The following is a 21,209-nucleotide window of genomic DNA, read 5'->3' on the forward strand; positions in this document are numbered from 1 at the left end:
AAATATATTAGAAAAATACCATTCAAATTGCTAATTTTAATTTATCGAATTTTCTCGATGCAGCACGCCTTCAAGCGCTGCACTTTCTTTCTGTCATGGTCATGATATGAGCTCTTTATCTACACCCAGTACCTTAAACACTGAGGCAACTTCTGTTCTTTCCCGTGAGTGGATTCACAAAGGGACTAAAGCCTATAAATACGCAGGATTTGCTTTATTCCTCGTAGGTTTTGCCAGTTTCTCTCTGATTTATTGTGTACAGCCACTCCTGCCCGCATTTAGCCAAAGTTTCCAAATTAGCCCTGCGAGTAGCTCTTTAGCACTGTCATTAACGACTGCCTTTTTAGCGATTTCAATTGTGCTATCGAGTGCTTTTTCACAAGCCCTTGGCCGTCGTGGTGTAATTTTTACATCAATGCTGTGTGCAGCAATTCTTAATATTGTCTCAATGTTTACCCCTAACTGGCACAGCTTGCTTATAGCACGCGCTTTAGAAGGTTTACTGCTCGGTGGTGTTCCCGCAGTGACGATGGCTTGGATTGCCGAAGAAATTGCACCTGAGCACCTAGGTAAAACTATGGGTTTATATATTTCAGGTACGGCTTTTGGTGGCATGATGGGCCGTGTCGGCATGGGTATTTTGGTTGAATATTTTTCTTGGCGAACTGCTTTAGGCTTACTTGGAGCAATCTGTTTTATTTGCTCGATTGCCTTTTTAAAACTACTGCCTGCTTCGCGTAATTTTGTGCAGAAAAAAGGGCTAAATTTAGATTTTCACATGCAAATGTGGCGTGCTCATTTAAGCAATACAAAATTATTACGCCTGTTTGCCATTGGGTTCTTGCTGACTAGTGTTTTTGTCACCTTGTTTAACTATGCCACTTTCCGTTTAAGTGGAGCGCCTTATTCACTCAGTCAGACGCAAATTAGCCTTATTTTCTTGTCGTATAGCTTTGGCATGGTGTCTTCATCGTTGGCAGGAACACTAGCCGAGCGTTTCGGTAAAAAAACCATGATGATGAGTGGCTTTGCTTTAATGATTGTGGGAAGTCTCATGACCCTGCTCACTTCTCTTTTCGGCATTATTATTGGTATTGCATTTATTACTACGGGTTTCTTTATTACCCACTCACTCACCAGTAGTTCTGTTGGAGCTGAAAGCAAACAAGCTAAAGCACATGCTAGTTCGCTCTACTTACTTTTTTACTATATGGGTTCAAGTATTGTCGGTTCGGCAGGTGGTTGGTTCTGGTTGCACGGTGGTTGGAATGCGATTGTTGGCTTAACCGTTGTACTGTCATTACTTGGGATATTTTTAGTCATTTATACAAAACACGTGAAAGCGCATTAATGCGTTGAAACCCTAACTTTTTCAGGCTAAACCCTATGAGAATTTAAAAATGATATGAAAAAATTTAAATGCTCATTTTTTGGCTTGTAATTTTTTTAAGAAACTGTAAAATTCACTCCACATTGCCGGCATAGCTCAGTTGGTAGAGCAACTGACTTGTAATCAGTAGGTCCACAGTTCGAATCCGTGTGCCGGCACCATCATCAAACCTCATGAATATTTGATTTATGGGGTTTTTTGTTGTCTGTGGTTTTAGGCATAGTATATTCATACTGTTTTGAATGAAGGTATTTACCTAAAATTTTATTATAAACTCGAGCTTCAAAATTTTTTTCTAAAACCAATTTATTCTTTTAACAGAAAAATATACGTTCTTAATTTATTAAAAAATATAATTTTAAAATAAGAAATATGAAAAAGATAAGATTATAATGCGCCACCAAATAAGGTCATATAAATAAGACCTATTTTATAAACTTTAATTCATTAAGATACCAATACGGAAAAGTATGAAACTTCGTTTTATTTTATCTGCTTTATTTCTAGCATTCCCTTTAACAACATATGCTCAAGAAACTGCATCTCAACCTCAAATTCAAACTACTGCAAATCCACCTATTTGCTTAATTGAGGGTACCCCTTCAGCAGAGCACTATAAATCTATTAAACGTATTAAAGCCGCGAAAGGAACCTATGGTGGTTTTGAAGAAGTAAAACCTAAATTAGCTACCGTTGCCCGTAAATATGGTGCAGATGTGGTAATTAATTATCACCAAAGCCAAAGATTTGGCTTCTGGCCTTGGCGTATTGTTCGCCCAGTACTCACAGGTACTGCTGTGAAATGGAATACACCATTTAACTGTGCTGCCTTAGGTGGTAAAGAAATTCGTTAATAAGAAATGAAAAAAGCCCAACATCCTGTTGGGCTTTTTTCGTATTTCGTTACTAGGTACACTTCCTGTAATACCTCACGTCCTGATGCTTAAACTTATTATTGTTGTTTTACGTTTCGGAACTTCCTGTTCCTGATGAGTTCATCATAGGCAATTCATCACGTCATAAAAAGACGCAAATTTCCCGAATGTATGTACGAAAAAGCGTACATGGTTCTTTTAAATTTAAAACTTGATTGATCTATCATGGAAATAAAAATATGAATTTATAAACAAGTTCTGTTCGTCAATTAAATAAAAAGACGATATAATGAGATTATTACTTTATTTCTAAAATAAATTTAAAAATAACAAGGAACGAGATGTTTACTTTGCCATCAAATATTTTTCAGCCCTTAGCGCTCATACTCGCATGCCTTATTTTCATTGTAAGTAAAATGCCGCAGCTAAAATATAGAAAAACTATATTATTTCTAGCTATTGGTAGCCTTACTTTAGTGATTATTTTAGGAATATTTGGCTTTTTTAATTAAGCTTTATTTCTTGCTCTTCTCTATCATTTTTTCAAAGTGTTTAAGGTTTGGGTTCAGGGTATCCCATGCATAGGCTTGGCTCACAAACACCTCTGCTCTAGGCTGATAGAGACTCGGGTCATCAAGCGTACCTGCACGTATTGAAATCATTTCAGGCGCAATTTCAGGTAAGCCAAAAAGCTGAGAACCACACGTCGGGCAGAACGCTCTTTTAATAGCTCGGCCAGAAGATCCCAAAGTCTCAAAATATTTAAGCTCGCCACTTACTTTCAATTCAGATTGGTGAAAAAAAGCAATTGGTGCATATGCTGAACCTGTTGCCTTTTGGCAATCACGGCAATGGCAATTAAAGCTATAACGTGGCTCCGCTTCACTTTGGTAGCTCACAGCTCCACATAAACACGATCCTTGATATTTGGCTGACATAGCTCATCCTATTTTTTTATTGCTGTGATTTGAATATAACGTACATATCCATTTTGGTAGAGTTGTTGGCATAACTTTGCAGTCATTTGAATTTTAAAATTTGCCAATCCTCGGCTTTGCTTTTGTCCTTGTTGTTTTTGAATATATTGCGAAAAACCGAGTAACACTTGCTTAGATAAATCTTCAATTTGAATATCGACAAAACCTTGTTGTTCCAAGGTAGTTCTCAGCATTTTTTCATTTGGCACAGCATTCCAAGCAACATTTGCTGCTTTGAATAAATAACGATGCTTTCGTTCTTGTAGAGCGGTCATGTTTTGACATGAATCGGCACGCATTAGATAGTGAAAACCTAATCGTCCTTTTGAATTTAAAACTGGAGCGATGGAATCTAGAAATGAATTTAAATTGCTGTGATAAGCGGCATCAATACACATCACCACATCGAAGCATTGTTTAAATTCAAATTGCTTTAAATTTAAAAATGAACCACAAAAAATCTGGCTTATTTCAGGAATAAGTTTTTGAATTTTATGGACACATTGGGCTTGTAAGTCAACTGCACTAAGGCTTTTAGGCTGATAATGCTGTAACCAGTGCAACAAACTTGCACCCTGTCCGCAGCCTAAATCTAAGAGATGATCTTTTGAATTTAAATTGACAGCCTGTGCCAAATGGTCAGCCAATTGGCAACAAGCTTCACGGTAGTTTTGGGTATTTTTCCAAAAACCCAAATTTGTCCAAGCAAGCTCCCCATCATCCCCTAAGCTTGATGCATCAATTGCATATTTATGAGGAATGAATCGAAAGAGAGCTGCTCGAACTTTTGTTTTCACAATTTTAGTAGCCGAGTTCTGGGGCAACTTCCACCTTAGGTTTTAAGCCTACAAATGGTAAAGGTGCACCTAAAATTTCAGCAATATGCATGGCAGAAGTCACTGCTGACTCTAAAATTGGCAAGCCATCACACGACCATGAACCACAGTAGAATACTTTACGGCTTGGGTCTAAATGACGTTGTTGCAATTCTTTGTTTAAAGCAACCGTTTGTGAGTCTACAACTGCACGCGTTAAAGTCACTTTTGAAATAACTTTTTTAGGGTCAATATCAACCACTGGACGCCAAGTTTGGAATACAGGATTTTTACCCACGAGTGTTGGCTCAACCGCATTCATCCAAACTGTAAATTGCTGACGCGTAAACTTACGGTCCATCATGTAGCTCAACACTGACCAGTCTTTACGGCGTGGCGGCATGACTGTCGCATCGGTATGAATCACAAGATCGCCTTGTTCAAAGCGGAATTGCTTAAGCAAGTTCATATCTTCTGCAAACTGTTCAGGATTTAAAAACTCATCGATTTTAGACGTTGGCGTTGCAACAATCACTCGATCAAATAAGTTTTGTTCACCTTGGCTGTTTTCAACCAGTACTTTTTCGCCTTGTTGCTCAACTTTCTTAATTGCCGATCCGCTATGAATATCGATGTCTTTAATCAAGCTATCTACAAATGCAGGTGTACCACCCTTCATGCGCAATAACATGTCGCCATCAGTTAAGTGACGTAAAAACTCAAGTAAGTTTTTTGCAGGCCAATCGCCAATTGTTTTCGGATTACACGTACAGATTGTATAGAGCACTGGCATAACCACACCATGCCAGAATACTTCCTCAATATCGTTCTGATTAATAAATTCAGCGAGGGTAATATCTTGATTTTTAGATTTGAAAAACTGGTGAATCGCAGTTTTTAATTGCAACATCCCTTTCACAAGACGCCAGCCATATTGCTGGATGCCTTTACGGTTATTAATAATCGGGAAATTACCAATACGGCTACGAGATGTCGTTAACCATGTTTCCGTACGATCTTCGAATAACCAGCTACATGACATATAAGTACGAACTGGAAAGGTTTTAATACCTAAATGAGCAGCAAGGCTGAGTGTATTTTTCCATAAGTGAGGATTCATCACACGTAGCGGTGCATCAATAATTCCACCATCGAACTCAATGCTATGGCTATCCATTCCCCGGCCAGGAAGTGCTTCAAATATCGTGATCGTATGCCCTGCATCTTTCAGAATTCTTGCTGCCGCAAGACCTGCCATTCCACTGCCAATAATTGCGATATTCAAAATGATGTCCCATTTTTCGAGAATTTTTTTGATTATCACTCATACCCCAAAAAAACACCGTATTAAAAACTACCAGATTTTTATTTTTTGCATCAATTTATATAGAAAATATTTAGCTGCTAAGCAGATCAAGTTTTTATATTTTTTTACAAAATTAGAGAAGCCGATAAAACCTTATATTTTTTGAAAATTTAAAAAAAATCTTTTAAATAAAATAAGATAATTTAACTATATTTATATCATTTGTTTTACAACTATCTTTTTTTAAGATATCATTAGCCCATAATAATGAGAAGCAAATCACACAAAACAATGCCGAGAGAATAATGAAAACCATCATAAAAATAGAATCTTTACAGCGAAAAAGCCCGCTATTCACACTTGATAGCGGGCTTTTTATTACTTTGCTTTAATAGCCAATTAAGCACAATTAAACAATTTAACCTTCTTGCATGAGTGAACCGAATTTTCCACGATTAAAATCATTAATCGCTTCCATAATCTCGGCTTTGGTATTCATGACGAATGGACCATAACCTTCAATCGGTTCATTGAGTGGTTGACCAGTCAATACTAAGAATTTAGTGTCTTCTTCTGCATTTAAACTAAACTCAACACCCTCACGAGATAAAATCGCAACGGTTTTACCTTCCAGACGATTTGCATCATTGACCACAACCGCACCATCTAATATCACAACAAGCGTGGTGTGACCTTCAGGTACATAGAGGGTATGTTTTTGGCCTTTAGCCAATTTACCATCCCATACATTTAATGGACTAAATGTAGTTGCAGCACCTTTTGCATCTGCATATTCACCTGCAATCACACGTAAATGACTACCGTGCTCGTCTAGTGCAATGTCTGGAATATCCTTCGCTTCAATCGCTTGGTATTTTCCAGGCGTCATTTTTGAATGAGCAGGTAAATTTACCCACAATTGCACCATTTCAAAAAGACCACCGTGCTCAGCAAATTCAGGAGAATGGAACTCTTCATGCAACACGCCTGCACCAGCAGTCATCCACTGTACATCACCAGTTTTAATGGTTCCGCCACCGCCGCTTGAGTCTTTATGAGTCACCTCACCTTGGTAGGCGATGGTCACGGTTTCAAAGCCACGGTGAGGATGCGAACCGACACCTTGCTGTTCAGTCGTTGGCGAGAATGTATAAGGCGCTGCATAATCGAGTAGCAAAAATGGGCTTAGGGTTTGGCCTAAACGGTCATAAGAGAATAGGTTATATACAGGGAAACCATCACCCACCCAATGCATGTGGTTATTTTGATATGCACCAAGAAATTTCTTCATCTGATCTCTCCTATATATGTAGGATTTTCTTGAACTGGTATTGATTTTACGCCTCAACAATTGCAGTTTATAGATCAGGATTAGCAACACATTATTTCATCTATGAGACAATCATAGAATTTAATGTACTCTTTTTAAGATCGTCCTATTTTTAAAATTCTTAATCCTATTTTTTAGACTTAATCACGACAACAAACTCAACTAGCATAATTTTAGGCAATAACGACCTACTCAATAATTTTTGATTATTTATTTTGATAACACGAGGACATAAAAAATGGCTCAAGATTACGTGCGTTTAGACAAGGATAATGCTGCGGTTCTTTTAGTTGACCATCAAGCAGGTTTACTTTCTTTAGTTCGAGATATCGACCCAGATAAATTTAAAAACAACGTATTAGCACTTGCTGATGCTGCTAAATATTTTAATTTACCAACTATTCTTACCACTAGTTTTGAAAACGGTCCAAACGGTCCTTTAGTTCCAGAATTAAAAGAACTTTTCCCAGATGCACCTTTTATTCCACGTCCTGGTCAAATTAACGCTTGGGACAATGAAGACTTCGTAAAAGCAGTCAAAGCGACAGGTAAAAAACAACTGATTATTGCAGGGGTAGTGACTGAGGTCTGTGTGGCTTTCCCAGCTTTATCTGCCCTCGCAGAAGGTTTTGAAGTATTTGTGATTACTGATGCTTCTGGTACTTTCAACGAGTTAACACGTGATGCTGCTTGGGACCGTATGTCAAAAGCAGGTGCTCAGCTTATGACGTGGTTTGGTATGGCATGTGAATTACACCGTGACTGGCGTAACGACATCGAAGGTTTGGGTACATTGTTCTCAAATCACATTCCTGACTACCGTAACCTGATTTCAAGCTACAATCACAACACTAGCCAAAAATAAGTTCAATTGCCAAGATTAGAGTGCTTAAGCGCTCTAATCTTAAATTTAAATGGATTGATCGGACATTGATAAGTTCTTTTGATGATTTTTATTATTTCTATTTAGTCGTAAAACACGGCGGCTTTAGTGCAGCCAGTGATGCTGAAAATATTAGTAAATCTAAGCTCAGCCGACGCATTATTGACCTTGAAAATAAATTTAATGTCAGCCTGATTCAAAGAACAACACGTCATTTTAAGGTGACCGATTTAGGCCAAGAGTTTTATGAGGAATGCTGCAAAGTTATTACTCAAGTTGAATGTGCAGAAAACGTGTTATTAAAGCAAAAAAGTGAGCCTCAAGGTTTGGTAAAAGTAAGTTGCCCACCTCTGATGATGCATTTTCAAATTAGAAAAATTTTAAATCAGTTTTTAAAAACCTACCCCAAAGTTGAAATCACACTCGAGCTAACCAGCCGTCGAGTAGATATCTTGCATGATGACATCGACCTCGCGATTCGTACCAATTTTGAACCCAATGAAGATTCGAATTTAATTGTTCGTGATGTGATTAAAACCGATCATTGTCTGGTGGCTTCGCCTGAATTATTACAAGGCCGCACTATTGAGCATTATTCTGAATTACAGGACTTTCCGAGTATTAGCTTAGGTACTCAAAAACAAAATCCTATTTGGCATTTATGCAATATTCGTAATGGTGAATCGGTTGATGTACCTTATCAACCACGAATAAAAAGTAATGATTTGGCAGGCGTTTACTATGCCGTGATGGATGGTTTAGGCATTGCCGACCTTCCTTTTTTAACCGTCGAATCTGAAATTCGTAAAGGTACGCTTGTTCATATTCTTCCTGACTGGAAGTCGAATATTGGTACGCTGCAATTGGTATATGTTTCAAGAAAAGGTCAGCGTCTGGTGGTTGAAAAACTCATTGAAACGCTGATTGATGAACTCAGGCGTTTGCCTGAAAGTCGTGATGGCTATCTATCGACTTAAAATAAAAAACCGGTCATGAATGGGCATGACCGGTTTTTTGTGAAACATTACATACAGCATAACTGTATGTTTTCGTTCAGAACAAAGCGAACTCGCTTTATTCCTTACTCAGATAAGTCTACGCAAAGGTATTTCATCTCGACATATTCTTCGATGCCGAATTTTGAACCTTCACGACCTAGACCTGACTGTTTTACGCCACCAAACGGAGCAACTTCATTTGAAATCGCGCCCGTGTTAATGCCGACCATACCGTACTCAAGTGCTTCACCCACGCGCCATTGACGAGCTGTGCTTTGAGTAAATAAATAAGCAGCTAAACCGAACTCAGTATCGTTCGCCATTGCTACGGCTTCATCTTCAGTTTTAAAGCGGAATAGTGGTGCAAGTGGACCAAAAGTTTCTTCTTTAGACACTTTCATGTCTTGCGTTACGCCAGTTAAAACTGTTGGCTCAAAGAATGTACCGCCAAGTGCCGAACGCTGACCACCAATACGAACTGTCGCGCCTTTCTCAGTTGCATCTGCAATATGAGACTGAACTTTTGCAATCGCGTCTTCATCGATTAAAGGCCCTTGAGTTGAACCTTCTTGACGGCCATCGCCAACTTTAAGCTTAGACACAGCTTCAACCAAACGCTCTGCCAATGCATCGTAAATACCGTCTTGAACATAAATACGGTTAGCACACACACAGGTTTGACCGCTGTTACGATATTTACTTGCCATGATGCCCTGAACTGCTTGCTCAAGGTTAGCATCGTCAAATACCACAACTGGTGCATTACCACCGAGTTCAAGTGAAAGCTTTTTAATGGTTGGCGCACATTGTTGCATCAAGATACGGCCAACTTGAGTTGAACCTGTGAAGCTTAACTTACGAACAATATCGCTTTCACATAGGGTTTTACCCACTTCAACCGCATCACCACTAATGTTAATTAAAACATCAGCTGGTAAACCTGCCTGTAACGCCAATACTTCAAGTGCATAGGCGGTTAACGGCGTTTGTTCTGCTGGTTTAACCAACATTGAACAACCCGCAGCAATGGCTGGACCTGCTTTACGCGTAATCATGGCAGCAGGAAAGTTCCACGGCGTAATGGCAGCAGTAACTCCAATCGCTTGTTTAATCACGAGCAGACGTTGGTTTGGCAAGGTTGGCGTCAACACTTCACCATCAATACGGCGAGCTTGCTCGGCAAACCATCGTATGAAAGATGCTGCATAACCAATTTCACCACGTGCTTCTGCTAATGGCTTACCTTGCTCAGCTGTTAAGATTTGAGCCAGATTTTCTTTGTGCTCAAGCATGAGGTTGTACCATGCCAATAGCACATCAGCACGCGCCAAAGCAGTTTGCTTTTTCCAAGCAGCCTGCGCTTTTGCTGAACGGTTAATTGCGGCTTCAACCCCTGCACGGTCATAGGTTTTTACCCATGCCAAAGTTTCACCTGTAGCAGCATCATTAACTTCGATATAGTCATTTGATGCAGGCGCTTCTAATGAAATATCAGGATGTTTTAATAAATACTGCAAAGTATTTTGAATCATGCAGATTGCTCCATTGCTTTTGCACTACCTGCTTTTAGAGTTGCAAAACCTTGTTTCAAGATATCAAGGCCTTGACGGAATTGTTCAGCAGGAATGGTTAATGGATATAAGAAACGAATTACATTACCGTATTTACCACAAGTAAGAAGTAACAACCCGTTTTCCATTGCATAGTTTTGTACAACTTTTGCTTGTTCAGCTGTTTCAAGCTCTACCGCAACCATTGAACCTAATGCACGAATATCAGTTACGACGTCGCCTGTTGCTTGCTGAATATCTTTAAGGGTAGCGACTAACTCTGCACCTAATTCATTTGCACGGTCGCATAGGTTTTCTTCTTCAATTGCATCAATAACCGCGTGCGCAGCAGCAACCGCAATTGGACTACCTGCATAAGTACCGCCTAATCCACCTGGGTTTGGTGCATCCATCACTTCTGCACGGCCCACAACACCTGAAATTGGGAAACCGCCGCCCAAGCTTTTCGCCATGGTGATCAGGTCTGCTTTAGTCTCGTAATAGTTCATTGCGAACAATTTACCAGTACGGGCAAAACCTGATTGCACTTCGTCAGCAACCAATAAAATACCGTGCTTGTCGCAAATTGAGCGTAAACGTTTTAAGAAATCAGCTGGCACAACATTGAAACCGCCTTCCCCTTGTACTGGCTCAAGCACAATTGCAGCAACATCATGTGGTGCAATATCTTCACTAAAAATATCTTCAACGCTTTCAATTGCCGCGTCTACTGAAATACCTTTAGCAGGCACTGGGTAACGTGCATGGAACACACCCGCTGGCATTACGCCGAAATCACGTTTGTAAGGAGCCGTTTTACCTGTCATTGCCATGGTCATGAATGAACGACCGTGGAAACCATTACCAAAAGTGATAATGCCATGGCGACCTGTGTAAGAACGAGCAATCTTCACCGCATTTTCAACTGCTTCTGCACCTGTTGTGAAAAAAGCAGACTTTGCAGGACCAGCAATTGGCGCGCGTTCATTAATACGCTCAGCTAAAGCGACATAGCTTTCATATGGTGTTACTTGATAGGCAGTATGCGTAAATTTAGTGAGTTGCTCAGTCACCGCTGCAATCACTTTAGGGTGGCGATGGCCTGTATTTAAAACCGCGATACCACCAGCAAAGTCGATAAATTGGTTGCCTTCCTTGTCCCAAAGCGTGGCATTTTCAGCTTTTTCTGCATACCACTGGCACATCACGCCTACACCACGTGGAGTTGCTTGCTGTTTACGTGCGTTAAGTGCAGAATGTTGATTATCCATTTGATTCCCTCATATTTTCATCATCAGTTGCAGCTTTGGTTTCTTGCATCCTGTGCTTAATTTTCAGGGTGCTTTACAACGACTGCCTATGCATGTAATTTCGCTCGTCTGATGCCAACTGACGAGAGCCACTTTTTAACTGTAGGAGAGAGCCAATTGCGTAGTTTACTTGGAGATCATTTGCTGCAAAGACTCCAACAGGACACTGAAGGGAAACTACATCAACGCCTTTTCCGTTGCCTGCGTGGTGCCATTATTGATGGAGTCATCCAGCCCAAGACTCGTCTACCTGCGTCACGCGATTTAGCCAGTGAAATTCATGTTTCAAGAAATACAGTGCTCACTGCCTATGAACAGCTACAGGCTGAAGGTTACTTAGAAGCCCGTACGGGACACGGCACATGGGTTGCCGAAAAATTACCAGAGAGTTTTTTAAATACACAAAACAAGAAAAAAGTGGTTTCAAGCCCGAAAGTTCAAAATTCTTATGCGCTATCACAGCGTGGTTCCAACTTATTGGGCTATGCCGCAGCGTCGCCACACCAATGGGGAGCTTTCGTGCCGGGAGCACCAGATGTGACTGAGTTCCCACATCATATTTTTAGTCGTATTCAAGCACGTTTAAGCCGAGAGCCTGACATTAACCGCCTGATTTATAGCAATGCTGGTGGATGTATTGAGCTTCGAAGTGCATTGGCAGATTACTTACGTGTTGCGCGTTCAGTCCAGTGCGATGCTGACCAAATTATTATTACCGAAGGCATTCACCAAGCGATCGACTTAGTCTCACGTGCGCTCAGCGATATGGGAGATAAAATCTGGATTGAAGATCCAGCTTATTGGGGAATGCGTAATACGTTACGTATCAATGGCCTTGATATTCAGCCAATGCCTGTCGATGCTGAAGGTATTATTCCTGAGGAAAATCCAGCAAAGCCTCCTAAACTCATTTTTGTCACACCTTCACACCAATATCCGCTTGGCTCTCACTTAAGCCTAAACCGCCGACGTAAACTGATTGAGATTGCCCGTCAGCACAATAGCTGGATTGTCGAAGATGACTATGACAGTGAGTTCCGTTTCTCAGGCCAGCCTTATCCATCTTTACAAGGCTTAGAAAATGATGCGCCTGTGCTGTACATGGGCACATTCAGTAAAACCATTTATCCATCCTTAAGAATTGGATATCTAGTCGTACCTAAGCCATTATTTTCACCATTACGCATTGTGGCAGCCGAGCTGTATCGTGGTGGGCACTTGCTTGAGCAAAAAGCTCTAGCTGAATTTATTCGTGAAGGCCATTATGAAGCGCATATTCGCCGTATGCGCCTACTCTATGGCAAGCGCCGCGACTACTTGGTGAGCTTAATTCAACGTTATCTTGGCCCCGAGTTTATTCATGAATATGATGAAGCGGCAGGATTACATCTAGTTTTAAAATTACCGAACTCTTGCGATGATGTCGCGATTGCAGCCACAGCGCTTGAACGTGGTGTCAAAGTTCGTCCCTTATCTCAATACTACATGCAGTCACATGCACATGCAGAGCGCGGGCTGTTGATGGGCTTTGCCTGTGTAAATGAAAAAGATATGGTGATGGCTTTTGGCGTCTTGCTTCAGTGCTTACGTGAAGCAGGTGTACCAACGCTAAATTAACTTTCACCTGTTATTAAAACAAATAAAAAAGAGCCTCATTGTGAGGCTCTTTTGGTTTAAAAATTTAAACTAACTTTTCTTCATGAGTATGAGTTAAATGGGTTGCGCGACGATCTTTACCCCAACCCAATTTTTCAGACAACAAACCGAAGAACACAATAATGCCGAACAATGCTGTGGTGTAAATCACTTCTTTAAAGTAGGTGCCTTCAATCAACATGGTAAGAATTGCACCAATAATTGCAAAGATCACCACGTAAGTTAGATAAGGGAACATCCACATTTTAAAGTCAATTTTTACGCCTTCAGCCTCTAATTTTTTACGCATACGAAGCTGAGAATAAGCAATAGTCAGGTAAACATACAGTGTTGCCGCACCTGTTGTTAGCATGAAAAAGTCATAAACATTCATACTCTCGGTTGCAGTTAAAACTACCGCAATTACAGAGAAGAAGCATGACACAATCACGCCCACCCAAGGACTGCTTTTACTGTTTACAGAGCCAAAACTTTTCGGTGCATCACCACGTTTAGCTAAAGAGAACAACATACGTGAACACGTATAAAGTGCTGAGTTAAAACAGCTGCATACCGAGGTTAGAACTACAAAGTTTACGATATGGCGCGCCCCTGGAATACCAAGTGCAGACAGAGTCACGCTATAGGTTCCCCAAGTTGAATCTTTTAAAAGTTCATTGTTGTGAGGAATCAAACATACCGCAACGAACATTGAACCAACGTAGAATAAAATAATTCGCCAAACCACCGAGTTCGAAGCCTTACGAATTTCTTTTGATGGATTTGCCGATTCTGCTGCAGCTACCGTAACAATTTCGGCGCCAATGTAGGCAAACATCACCCCAAGCAAGGCTGTGATAACGGATGAGCCGCCATTTGGCATAAAGCCTTGAGAGGTTAAATTACTAATACCAGAAGCAGCCGGATTACCCCAAGGCCACAAATGCATGATGGCTAAACTACCAATCACAAGGAAAATAACAATCGCGATGACTTTGATGAGGGCGAACCAAAACTCAAATTCACCATAGTTTTTCACGTTTTGTAAATTAACAACAACCAGTGCGCCAATCACCACGACCATATAGACCCAGATCGGTATAAACGGGAACCAATTGTTTAGAATTTTTCCTGCCACATAGGCTTCCCACCCCATCAGCATGGCCAGAGTACACCAGTACAACCAACCAATTGAGAAACCTGCCCAACGGCCAATCGCACGGTCAGCATAAGTTGAAAAAGAGCCACTATCAGGGTTTAAAACGGCCATCTCGCCTAACATACGCATGATGAACCAAACAAGTAGACCACCTAAAGCGTAAGTTAAGAAAACTACAGGTCCAGTATTGTAAATAATACTGCCTGAGCCGACGAATAGAGAACCACCAATAACCCCTGCAATCGAGATCATGGTCAGGTGGCGTGATTTGAGTCCATGTTTTAAACTTTGGGAGTGATTGGCTTCAGAACCATTTTGATGAGCTGCCATATCATTTTCCTTAATATATGGAGGATATCGGCTAGTCTCGGAAATCCTCCGAAGCCAAAAAAAATCCCCTAAAAATTTAGCCGTTCTGCCCAATTCCTAAAACAGAAAATTCACTGAGCTTATCCGGCGCTTCCGTATGCATACTTCCAATAGCTTTAATTTGTCGTTTCGGCACTCAAGAAACGAGAGCCATTTTTGTAATAAAAGAGAGAGCCAATTGCAAAATTTATACGCAAAATTGGCCCTTTTTGTAGGGGATGCTGGTAAATGGCTTTTAGTTTTTATTTTAATCAGATTGAAATTCTTTAGTTTTGTTCAGAAATTAACAATGCCTTTGTGCCTGTTTCCAACGCTCTAAATATATGTTTCTGGTCAGCTGGATAACAAATATAGTCTCCAACACCAAGCTCAACAGCTTCATCAATTAAGCCCACCAAAGCTTTACCTTCAACCACAATAATATGCTCCACAGAACCAACTGGATGAGGTTCTGAAAGACGGTCTTCGCCTGGTTCAACAATCAGTAAATACACATCTCGACGGGCATGGGGTGGACAAGTCGCCAGCAAAATTGCTTTGTAATTGGCAATCTCTGAGCTCACTGTTGGACCATCACCACAGCGAATGACTTGTACCTGATTGCTTGGTTCTTCCATCAACCGTGCAAATGGAATATTGAGCGCCACACAAAGTGCCCATAAGGTTTCAATGCTAGGGTTACCTTGGCCCGCTTCTAATTGTGAAAGAGTCGATTTGGCAACACCTGCACGACGAGCAACCTCTGCCAATGAAAGCCCTGCTCTTTGACGTTCACGCGTTAAACCTTTGGCAATAATTTCGATTGGCTGAGACATTCACCACATCCGTTCTATAAAAAAAACGATCGTTCGTTTTGACAAAACGATCAGACTTATTCATTATAATGGAAAATCGTTCGTTATATCATGCTATGTCCACATACTCTTTGATTAAAAAACTAAGTAAAGACACTACCCGCTCGATTTTCTTTGTATGTCTAGCGACGAGTGTCGTTGGTATGTCTTTAGGTTCACTTGCTGCAAGTTATGGCTTAGCGCTTTGGATCCCGCTTTGTCTATCCGTGTTTGTGCTCGCAGGAACTGCTGAATTTATTTTTATTGGTTTCTTGGCTGTAGGTGGTAGCCCAATTGCAGCTGCGATTGCAGGACTACTCGTCAATTTAAGACATCTACCTTTTGGTATTGCGGTCAATGAACTAATCCGTGGCAAATATTCTCGATATTTCGGGGCTCATATCATGAACGATGAAAGCGTTTTGTTTGGTATGGCACAGCCCGATTTTGAAACGAAAAAGGCTGCTTACTGGTTATGTGGTATATGCATTATGCTCAGTTGGCCACTGGGTGTCACTGCGGGTTATTTCATTGGAAGTGCTATTCCAGACCCAAAAACATTTGGCTTAGATGCCATTTTCCCCGCGATTTTAATTGCACTTACTTTTAATGCTTTAAAGAATAAATCCACTCGAAAAGCTGCATTTGCCGGATCAACTTTAGCACTGATCACCACACCTTTTTTGGCCTCAGGACTTCCAATTCTGATTTCACTTTTTGGCTTAATATTTGGTAGAAAGAAATGAGTCAACAATTACTAATTATTTTAGGTATAGGCTTGCTAGCACTTGGAACGTATGGGATTCGCTTTGCTGGGTTTCACTTGGGTGCCAAGTTCTCTTTTTCTGAAAAATACCAAGTTTTACTCTCAAACGGTGCGACTGTTTTGCTCTGTGCGATTGCAGTGACGACAACATTTTTTGAAGGTCAACATTTTGCGGGATTCGCGCGTATATTTGGTGTTGGCTTAGCACTGTTCTTAGTTTGGAAAAAAGTACCGCTTTTATTGGTGATTTGCTTGGCAGCTGCCGGCACGGCACTTATACGTTTGCTTGGAATTGAGTAATAAAAAAGGCGAGATAAACTCGCCTTTTTTGAAACTTTGATTAGAACGGTAAATCGTCGTCTAAATCAGCTGGTGCAGAAGCTGGTTGTTGTGGCGCTTTAGGCGCAAAACCACCCGCTTGAGGGTTGCTTCCACCATTACCGAAACCACCTTGGCTACCATAACCACCGCTGTTTTGGCCATAGCCGCCACCTTGGTTGTTATTATTTTGATAACCATTACCACCTTGTTGAGGTGCGTTAAAACGTGGTTGATTAAAATCATTACCACCAGCGAAACCTTGTTCACCTTGTTGACGAGCATCTAACATTTGCATCTGGTCGCCACGGATTTCTGTAGTGTAACGCTCTTGGCCATTTTGGTCTGTCCACTGACGCGTACGTAGTGAACCTTCAATATAAACCTTAGAACCTTTACGCAAGAACTGCTGAGCAATTTCCCCTAAACGGTTATGCAAAACAATACGGTGCCATTCTGTTTGTTCTTTACGTTCACCGGTATTTTTATCAGTCCAAGCTTCACTTGTCGCGATTGAAAATTGGGTCAACGAGCCCCCATTTGGAAAAGTTTTTGTTTCAGGATCACGACCCAAAGTACCAACCAAAATAACCTTATTTACACCACGCATTAGCTGTCTTCATCCTATACATTTCTATGTTTTACTTTATAAGAGTTATGCTTAAATGGCTACCTCTTTACCGAACAACTGCGTTAAATCACGTCGCGCAGCATCATCTAGAGACTGTTTATCGACTTTAATATAAGCAACTTGCTGGTCAGGCATCACCACAACTTCTTCGATACCACGAATTGCCAATAGCTGTGTGGTCCACTCATTCACCTGTTGCACTTGCGGCAATGGCAACACAATCGATGACAAATACCGCGGCTGAGCTAAACCAAAACTAATTAGCAACCATATTATAGCAATCCCTGCTAAGACACTCCATCCAATCGCAGTATTATGTAACATCAATAATTGACCACCTAGTGTGCCACCAAAAAAAGCGCCTAAAAACTGACTACTGGCATTTACGCCCATAGCCGTTGCTTTTGACTGAATTGGAGCAGACTTCGACAACCAAGAAGGCAATAAAGCCTCCATCACATTAAATGCAATAAAGAAAATTCCTAGGCCAGCAAGCAAAACATATTTTGACTGATAACCAAATATGAGCAGCAGCAAACCTGCAATAATGCCTGTAATTGCTGTTAAGAAAATCCCGCGCATTTTGCGATATTTTTCAGCAATGATAATACTTGGAAATGCAAAGAACAGGCTAATGACTAACAGTGGTAAATACACTAGACCATGGCTTGCTAAAGGAATATGTGCAAACTCGATGAGCTGTGAAGGCACATAAATAAACATGGCGGTCAGCAATAAATGCAATGCAAAAACCGAAACATGTAAACGGTTTAAATCACCCATTTGAATGACTTGCTTAAGCTGCGCCATATAGCCTTGTTGATAATTACGATGGTGGCGAGTCACTTTAGGTACAAGCAATAACATCGCAATCGCAATTAAGCCCATAATGGTTGTCACAAAGAACAAACCAGAAATGCCGACAAGGCTTGTGAGCCAAGGCCCAAGGCTAAAAGCCACCACAAAAGACAGACCAATACTCATGCCCATGGCAGCCATGGCTTTAGTACGTTGCTCTTCGCGCGTCACATCTGCTAAAAGCGCCATGACAACAGCTGAAACTGCACCAGCGCCAGCGATAGCACGGCCAATAATTACGCCATAAATCGTGTCAGATAAACCCGCAATTGCACCACCAATCGCAAACAGTAATAGACCAAATACCACAAGCGGTTTACGGCTAAAACGATCTGCCAGTAAGCTAAATGGAATTTGCAAAATCGCCTGACTTAAGCCGTAGACACCTACAGCCAAACCAATGAGTGCTGGAGTCGCATATTGATATGACTGCCCAACTACAGAAAAGACAGGAATAATCATGAACAAGCCCAACATGCGTAGCGCAAAAATACTACTTAAGGCAAAAGTTGAGCGACGTTCCAAAGCATTCATCATATCAATACACGTTATCAAACTAGGTAAATTATAAGCCGATTCGTTTCTAAAAATACGGAACACCTTATTTAAAATAACGATTTGGGCTTAAAAAAATAAAGAGGCATTTAGCCTCTTTATTCTATCGAACTTTACTGAAAATTAGCTTAAGGCGATTGTTGCTCACGCTTTGAATATTGAATTGAAGCAATAACCGCCCAAACAATAAACGCTACACCAATTAAACCAGTAACAACTTCAGGTACATGTACGCCTGTACCACTTGCAATCATAATGAATGCTAAAGCACCGATCGCATAATGCGCACCATGTTCTAAGAACACATAGGCATCTAGTGTGCCTTTTTCAACAAGGTAAACTGTCATTGAACGGACAAAAATAGCGCCGATCGCAAGGCCCAGCATAATCACGACAACATCGCTAGTAATTGCAAAAGCACCAATCACGCCATCAAAACTGAATGATGCATCTAATACTTCAAGATATAAGAAACCACCTATACCCGCTTTAACTACGCCAGAAGCCGCGCCCGATCCATCTTTCATAATAGCATTGCCATCTTCGTCAATTTCAGGCTCACCACCTAACATATGACTTAATACTTCAACGCCAATATAAACCACAATGCCCCAAATCCCAGCCATAGTCACCACAAGGCGCTGCGACTCATCAACATTTGCTGCCATAATTAACATCGCAATTAGAGCAATAAAGACAGACATTGCTGGTACGCTTGCTAAACTAGAAAGTTTAGCTTCAAGCCATCTGAACCAATGGGTTTCTTTTTCTTCATCAAAGAAGAAGTTTAAGAACACCAATAATAAGAATGTTCCACCAAAAGCCGAAATTTCAGCGTGATGTGCCATTAAACGTTCAGAATAAGTTTTCGGATCATTGAGTGCCAACTTAGCTACTTCAATCATTCCCATATCCGCAGTCACCGCAACAATAGCCACCGGGAAAATTAAACGCATACCAAAAACGGCGATTAAAATACCTACCGTTAAAAAGAGCATTTTCCAGAACGGATCCCAGTTACGTAGAACCGATGCATTTACGACAGCATTGTCAAAAGATAAAGAGACCTCCATTACAGCTAAAATGGCTGTAATTGTTAAAGCTTTAAGCATGGTAGACACGCCCGCTTCAGGTCCATGGGTAAAACCCCAATACGCGGATAGTGCTAAACACACCACCGTAAAAAATATCGAAAATCGGAAATGCTTCATGGATCAGACCTATACCAAGAATAAATTTAATCTTTCTTAAAAACCGCCGCTATTATATCGATAATTAACCACAAAACGATGTTGTTTTGTGCCGTTATTCAATTTCATTTATCTATATGTTTAATAAAGAAATTTATAATATTTAATTAACTCATTAATCGTATTAAATATTTTCTTTCGATATATCTATCATTATTATTTTTGTATTTTAAAATTGATTTAAAATCCAGTTTAGCTGTCTAATTTTAAATGGAATGATTTTATGCTTTTTTCTCAAGAACTCTGGCAACGTAATTTAAATTTATATCAAAAAATTCTCGACCTGCCTTTTAATCAGGAACTTGCTAACGGTATTTTAGATAAAGAAGCATTTTGTCATTATGTTATTCAAGATGCTCAATATTTAGTGGCCTATGGCCGTGTGCTGGCTGTTGCAGCAGCTAAAGCTTTTGATGCTGACGATATTATGCAATTTTCAGATGCAGCGAAAATTGCAATTGTGGTTGAACGTAGCTTGCATGATGACTTCATGAAAAACTTTGGTGTCACCAAAGAAGAATTTAAAAATACGCCGTTGACCTTGGCAGGCCATCATTACACTTCATTTTTGACAGCAACTGCTTGGTCTGAAAGCTACCCAGTCGTACTCGCTGCACTATTACCTTGCTTCTGGATTTACGCCGAAGTTGGCAAAGATATTGTAAATAAATCAATTCCAAATAACCCTTACCAAGCATGGATTGATACCTATGCAGGTGAAGAGTTCCATACCGCCGTTCGTAATGTAATTGCCACAGTAGATAAAGTTGCCGCACGTTGTGATGCAGACACGTTAGAAAAAATGCATGCTGCATACACGATGGGTGCAAAACTTGAATGGTTATTTTGGGACAGTGCTTACCATCAAAGACAATGGTTAGGTTTAGATCACATTTAAAACTTCAAAAGAATCGGTCAGTGCACTTAATAGCCTGATCGATTTTCAATAAAATGCGAGACAGATATGTATATCGGCGAATTAGCGGCTTTGACTGGTGCCACTCCTAAAGCCATTCGGCATTATGAGAAATTAGGCTTACTGCCAGTCGCAAAAAGAAAAGGCAATTATCGTATTTATGAAGAGATTGATGTTCAATCGGTTAAGATGATTCGCCTTGCACAAGCTGTTGGATTTAGCCTTTCCGAGCTTTATGACCTGTCAGCTTTAAAATATAAAAATAATCGTTTTCCTGTAGAAATTGCACAGCAGCTTATTCAAAAAAAGAACCAACAAATTATTGAGCAAAAAGAAGCTTTAAGCCGTTTGCAAAAAGATTTAAAACAACTAGAAGATGAGATTATTCAAACTTATATTACCAATAAGATTTCTGCTTAAAACAGTTTATTAAAATCTAAAAATAGCTTTCAAAATGAGTGCTTGACTCTGCCCTTAAGGACAAG

General features: G+C 40.4%; 21 protein-coding genes and 1 tRNA gene. 10 read left to right on the forward strand and 12 right to left on the reverse strand.

Translation table 11 applies throughout. The features are described from left to right. The first annotated feature begins 106 nt into the window (after nt 1-106). Complete coding sequence (gene sxtP, locus J663_RS08090) at nt 107-1,351, forward strand: multidrug efflux MFS transporter SxtP (protein ID WP_033849004.1); 1,245 nt, start codon at nt 107-109, stop codon at nt 1,349-1,351. Nucleotides 1,352-1,475: 124 nt separating this feature from the next. Further along, a tRNA-Thr gene (locus J663_RS08095) sits at nt 1,476-1,551 on the forward strand. 3 nt (nt 1,552-1,554) lie between these two features. Here the strand turns inward: J663_RS08095 and J663_RS19310 are convergent. Continuing rightward, the gene (locus J663_RS19310; RefSeq protein WP_139117106.1) at nt 1,555-1,695 is read right to left on the reverse strand and encodes a hypothetical protein; all 141 of its coding nucleotides are present in this window, start codon (nt 1,693-1,695) and stop codon (nt 1,555-1,557) included. A gap of 165 nt (nt 1,696-1,860) precedes the next feature. Between J663_RS19310 and J663_RS08100 the strand changes: the two genes are divergently transcribed. Further along, nucleotides 1,861-2,244 carry a hypothetical protein gene (locus tag J663_RS08100; RefSeq protein WP_033849006.1) on the forward strand — a complete coding sequence of 128 codons (384 nt, stop codon included), beginning with the start codon at nt 1,861-1,863 and terminating at the stop codon, nt 2,242-2,244. 536 nt (nt 2,245-2,780) lie between these two features. On the opposite strand, the gene J663_RS08105 is transcribed toward J663_RS08100, so the two are convergent. From J663_RS08105 to J663_RS08120, 4 genes are all read right to left on the reverse strand, one after another. After that, nucleotides 2,781-3,203 (reverse strand): GFA family protein, encoded by a 423-nt coding sequence (locus J663_RS08105; RefSeq protein WP_005066916.1) that lies wholly within the window; start codon nt 3,201-3,203, stop codon nt 2,781-2,783. An 8-nt stretch (nt 3,204-3,211) separates the two neighbouring features. After that, nucleotides 3,212-4,039, reverse strand: a complete 828-nt coding sequence (locus J663_RS08110; protein ID WP_033849008.1) for an SAM-dependent methyltransferase — start codon at nt 4,037-4,039, stop codon at nt 3,212-3,214. Nucleotides 4,040-4,043: 4 nt separating this feature from the next. Next, nucleotides 4,044-5,342 carry an FAD-dependent oxidoreductase gene (locus J663_RS08115; RefSeq protein ID WP_050598812.1) on the reverse strand — a complete coding sequence of 433 codons (1,299 nt, stop codon included), beginning with the start codon at nt 5,340-5,342 and terminating at the stop codon, nt 4,044-4,046. Nucleotides 5,343-5,781: 439 nt separating this feature from the next. Then, complete coding sequence (locus J663_RS08120; protein WP_033849009.1) at nt 5,782-6,654, reverse strand: pirin family protein; 873 nt, start codon at nt 6,652-6,654, stop codon at nt 5,782-5,784. Between the two features lie 277 nt (nt 6,655-6,931). Between J663_RS08120 and ycaC the strand changes: the two genes are divergently transcribed. Beyond that, nucleotides 6,932-7,558 carry an isochorismate family cysteine hydrolase YcaC gene (gene ycaC / locus J663_RS08125; RefSeq protein ID WP_033849011.1) on the forward strand — a complete coding sequence of 209 codons (627 nt, stop codon included), beginning with the start codon at nt 6,932-6,934 and terminating at the stop codon, nt 7,556-7,558. 20 nt (nt 7,559-7,578) lie between these two features. After that, nucleotides 7,579-8,553, forward strand: coding sequence for a LysR substrate-binding domain-containing protein (locus tag J663_RS08130; protein WP_033849013.1), 975 nt, complete (start codon nt 7,579-7,581; stop codon nt 8,551-8,553). Between the two features lie 104 nt (nt 8,554-8,657). Here J663_RS08130 and J663_RS08135 read toward each other — a convergent pair whose 3' ends face one another. Continuing rightward, nucleotides 8,658-10,106, reverse strand: a complete 1,449-nt coding sequence (locus J663_RS08135; RefSeq protein ID WP_033849014.1) for an NAD-dependent succinate-semialdehyde dehydrogenase — start codon at nt 10,104-10,106, stop codon at nt 8,658-8,660. After that, complete coding sequence (gene gabT / locus J663_RS08140) at nt 10,103-11,395, reverse strand: 4-aminobutyrate--2-oxoglutarate transaminase (protein WP_033849017.1); 1,293 nt, start codon at nt 11,393-11,395, stop codon at nt 10,103-10,105. Before gabT ends, J663_RS08135 begins: the two co-directional genes overlap by 4 nt. 156 nt (nt 11,396-11,551) lie before the next feature. Between gabT and J663_RS08145 the strand changes: the two genes are divergently transcribed. After that, nucleotides 11,552-13,051 carry a PLP-dependent aminotransferase family protein gene (locus J663_RS08145; protein ID WP_017402825.1) on the forward strand — a complete coding sequence of 500 codons (1,500 nt, stop codon included), beginning with the start codon at nt 11,552-11,554 and terminating at the stop codon, nt 13,049-13,051. Between the two features lie 64 nt (nt 13,052-13,115). Here J663_RS08145 and J663_RS08150 read toward each other — a convergent pair whose 3' ends face one another. Both J663_RS08150 and J663_RS08155 read right to left on the reverse strand, forming a co-directional pair. Further along, nucleotides 13,116-14,558 carry an amino acid permease gene (locus J663_RS08150; RefSeq protein WP_033849018.1) on the reverse strand — a complete coding sequence of 481 codons (1,443 nt, stop codon included), beginning with the start codon at nt 14,556-14,558 and terminating at the stop codon, nt 13,116-13,118. A gap of 305 nt (nt 14,559-14,863) precedes the next feature. Beyond that, nucleotides 14,864-15,412: a helix-turn-helix domain-containing protein gene (locus J663_RS08155; RefSeq protein WP_002117406.1), complete on the reverse strand. Its 549-nt coding sequence runs from the start codon at nt 15,410-15,412 to the stop codon at nt 14,864-14,866. A gap of 68 nt (nt 15,413-15,480) precedes the next feature. Between J663_RS08155 and J663_RS08160 the strand changes: the two genes are divergently transcribed. Both J663_RS08160 and J663_RS08165 read left to right on the forward strand, forming a co-directional pair. Beyond that, nucleotides 15,481-16,176: an AzlC family ABC transporter permease gene (locus J663_RS08160; protein ID WP_005804464.1), complete on the forward strand. Its 696-nt coding sequence runs from the start codon at nt 15,481-15,483 to the stop codon at nt 16,174-16,176. Continuing rightward, nucleotides 16,173-16,496, forward strand: a complete 324-nt coding sequence (locus J663_RS08165) for an AzlD domain-containing protein (protein WP_002117414.1) — start codon at nt 16,173-16,175, stop codon at nt 16,494-16,496. The genes J663_RS08160 and J663_RS08165 overlap by 4 nt, the downstream gene beginning before the upstream one ends. Nucleotides 16,497-16,536: 40 nt before the next feature. Here the strand turns inward: J663_RS08165 and ssb are convergent, their stop codons facing one another. The 3 genes from ssb to J663_RS08180 all read right to left on the reverse strand — a co-directional run bounded on the left by ssb (nt 16,537) and on the right by J663_RS08180 (nt 19,769). Then, the gene (ssb, locus tag J663_RS08170; RefSeq protein WP_005804461.1) at nt 16,537-17,124 is read right to left on the reverse strand and encodes a single-stranded DNA-binding protein; all 588 of its coding nucleotides are present in this window, start codon (nt 17,122-17,124) and stop codon (nt 16,537-16,539) included. Between the two features lie 51 nt (nt 17,125-17,175). Beyond that, the gene (locus J663_RS08175; protein ID WP_005078603.1) at nt 17,176-18,540 is read right to left on the reverse strand and encodes an MFS transporter; all 1,365 of its coding nucleotides are present in this window, start codon (nt 18,538-18,540) and stop codon (nt 17,176-17,178) included. A 146-nt stretch (nt 18,541-18,686) separates the two neighbouring features. Further along, nucleotides 18,687-19,769 carry a DUF475 domain-containing protein gene (locus J663_RS08180; RefSeq protein WP_005066886.1) on the reverse strand — a complete coding sequence of 361 codons (1,083 nt, stop codon included), beginning with the start codon at nt 19,767-19,769 and terminating at the stop codon, nt 18,687-18,689. A gap of 262 nt (nt 19,770-20,031) precedes the next feature. Between J663_RS08180 and tenA the strand changes: the two genes are divergently transcribed. Further along, nucleotides 20,032-20,706, forward strand: coding sequence for a thiaminase II (gene tenA, locus J663_RS08185; RefSeq protein WP_033849020.1), 675 nt, complete (start codon nt 20,032-20,034; stop codon nt 20,704-20,706). Nucleotides 20,707-20,772: 66 nt separating this feature from the next. Next, nucleotides 20,773-21,144, forward strand: coding sequence for a MerR family transcriptional regulator (locus tag J663_RS08190; RefSeq protein ID WP_005078608.1), 372 nt, complete (start codon nt 20,773-20,775; stop codon nt 21,142-21,144). Nucleotides 21,145-21,209: the final 65 nt, after the last annotated feature.

Source organism: Acinetobacter sp. 826659, assembly GCF_000588515.1.
GTDB classification, from domain to species: domain Bacteria; phylum Pseudomonadota; class Gammaproteobacteria; order Pseudomonadales; family Moraxellaceae; genus Acinetobacter; species Acinetobacter pittii.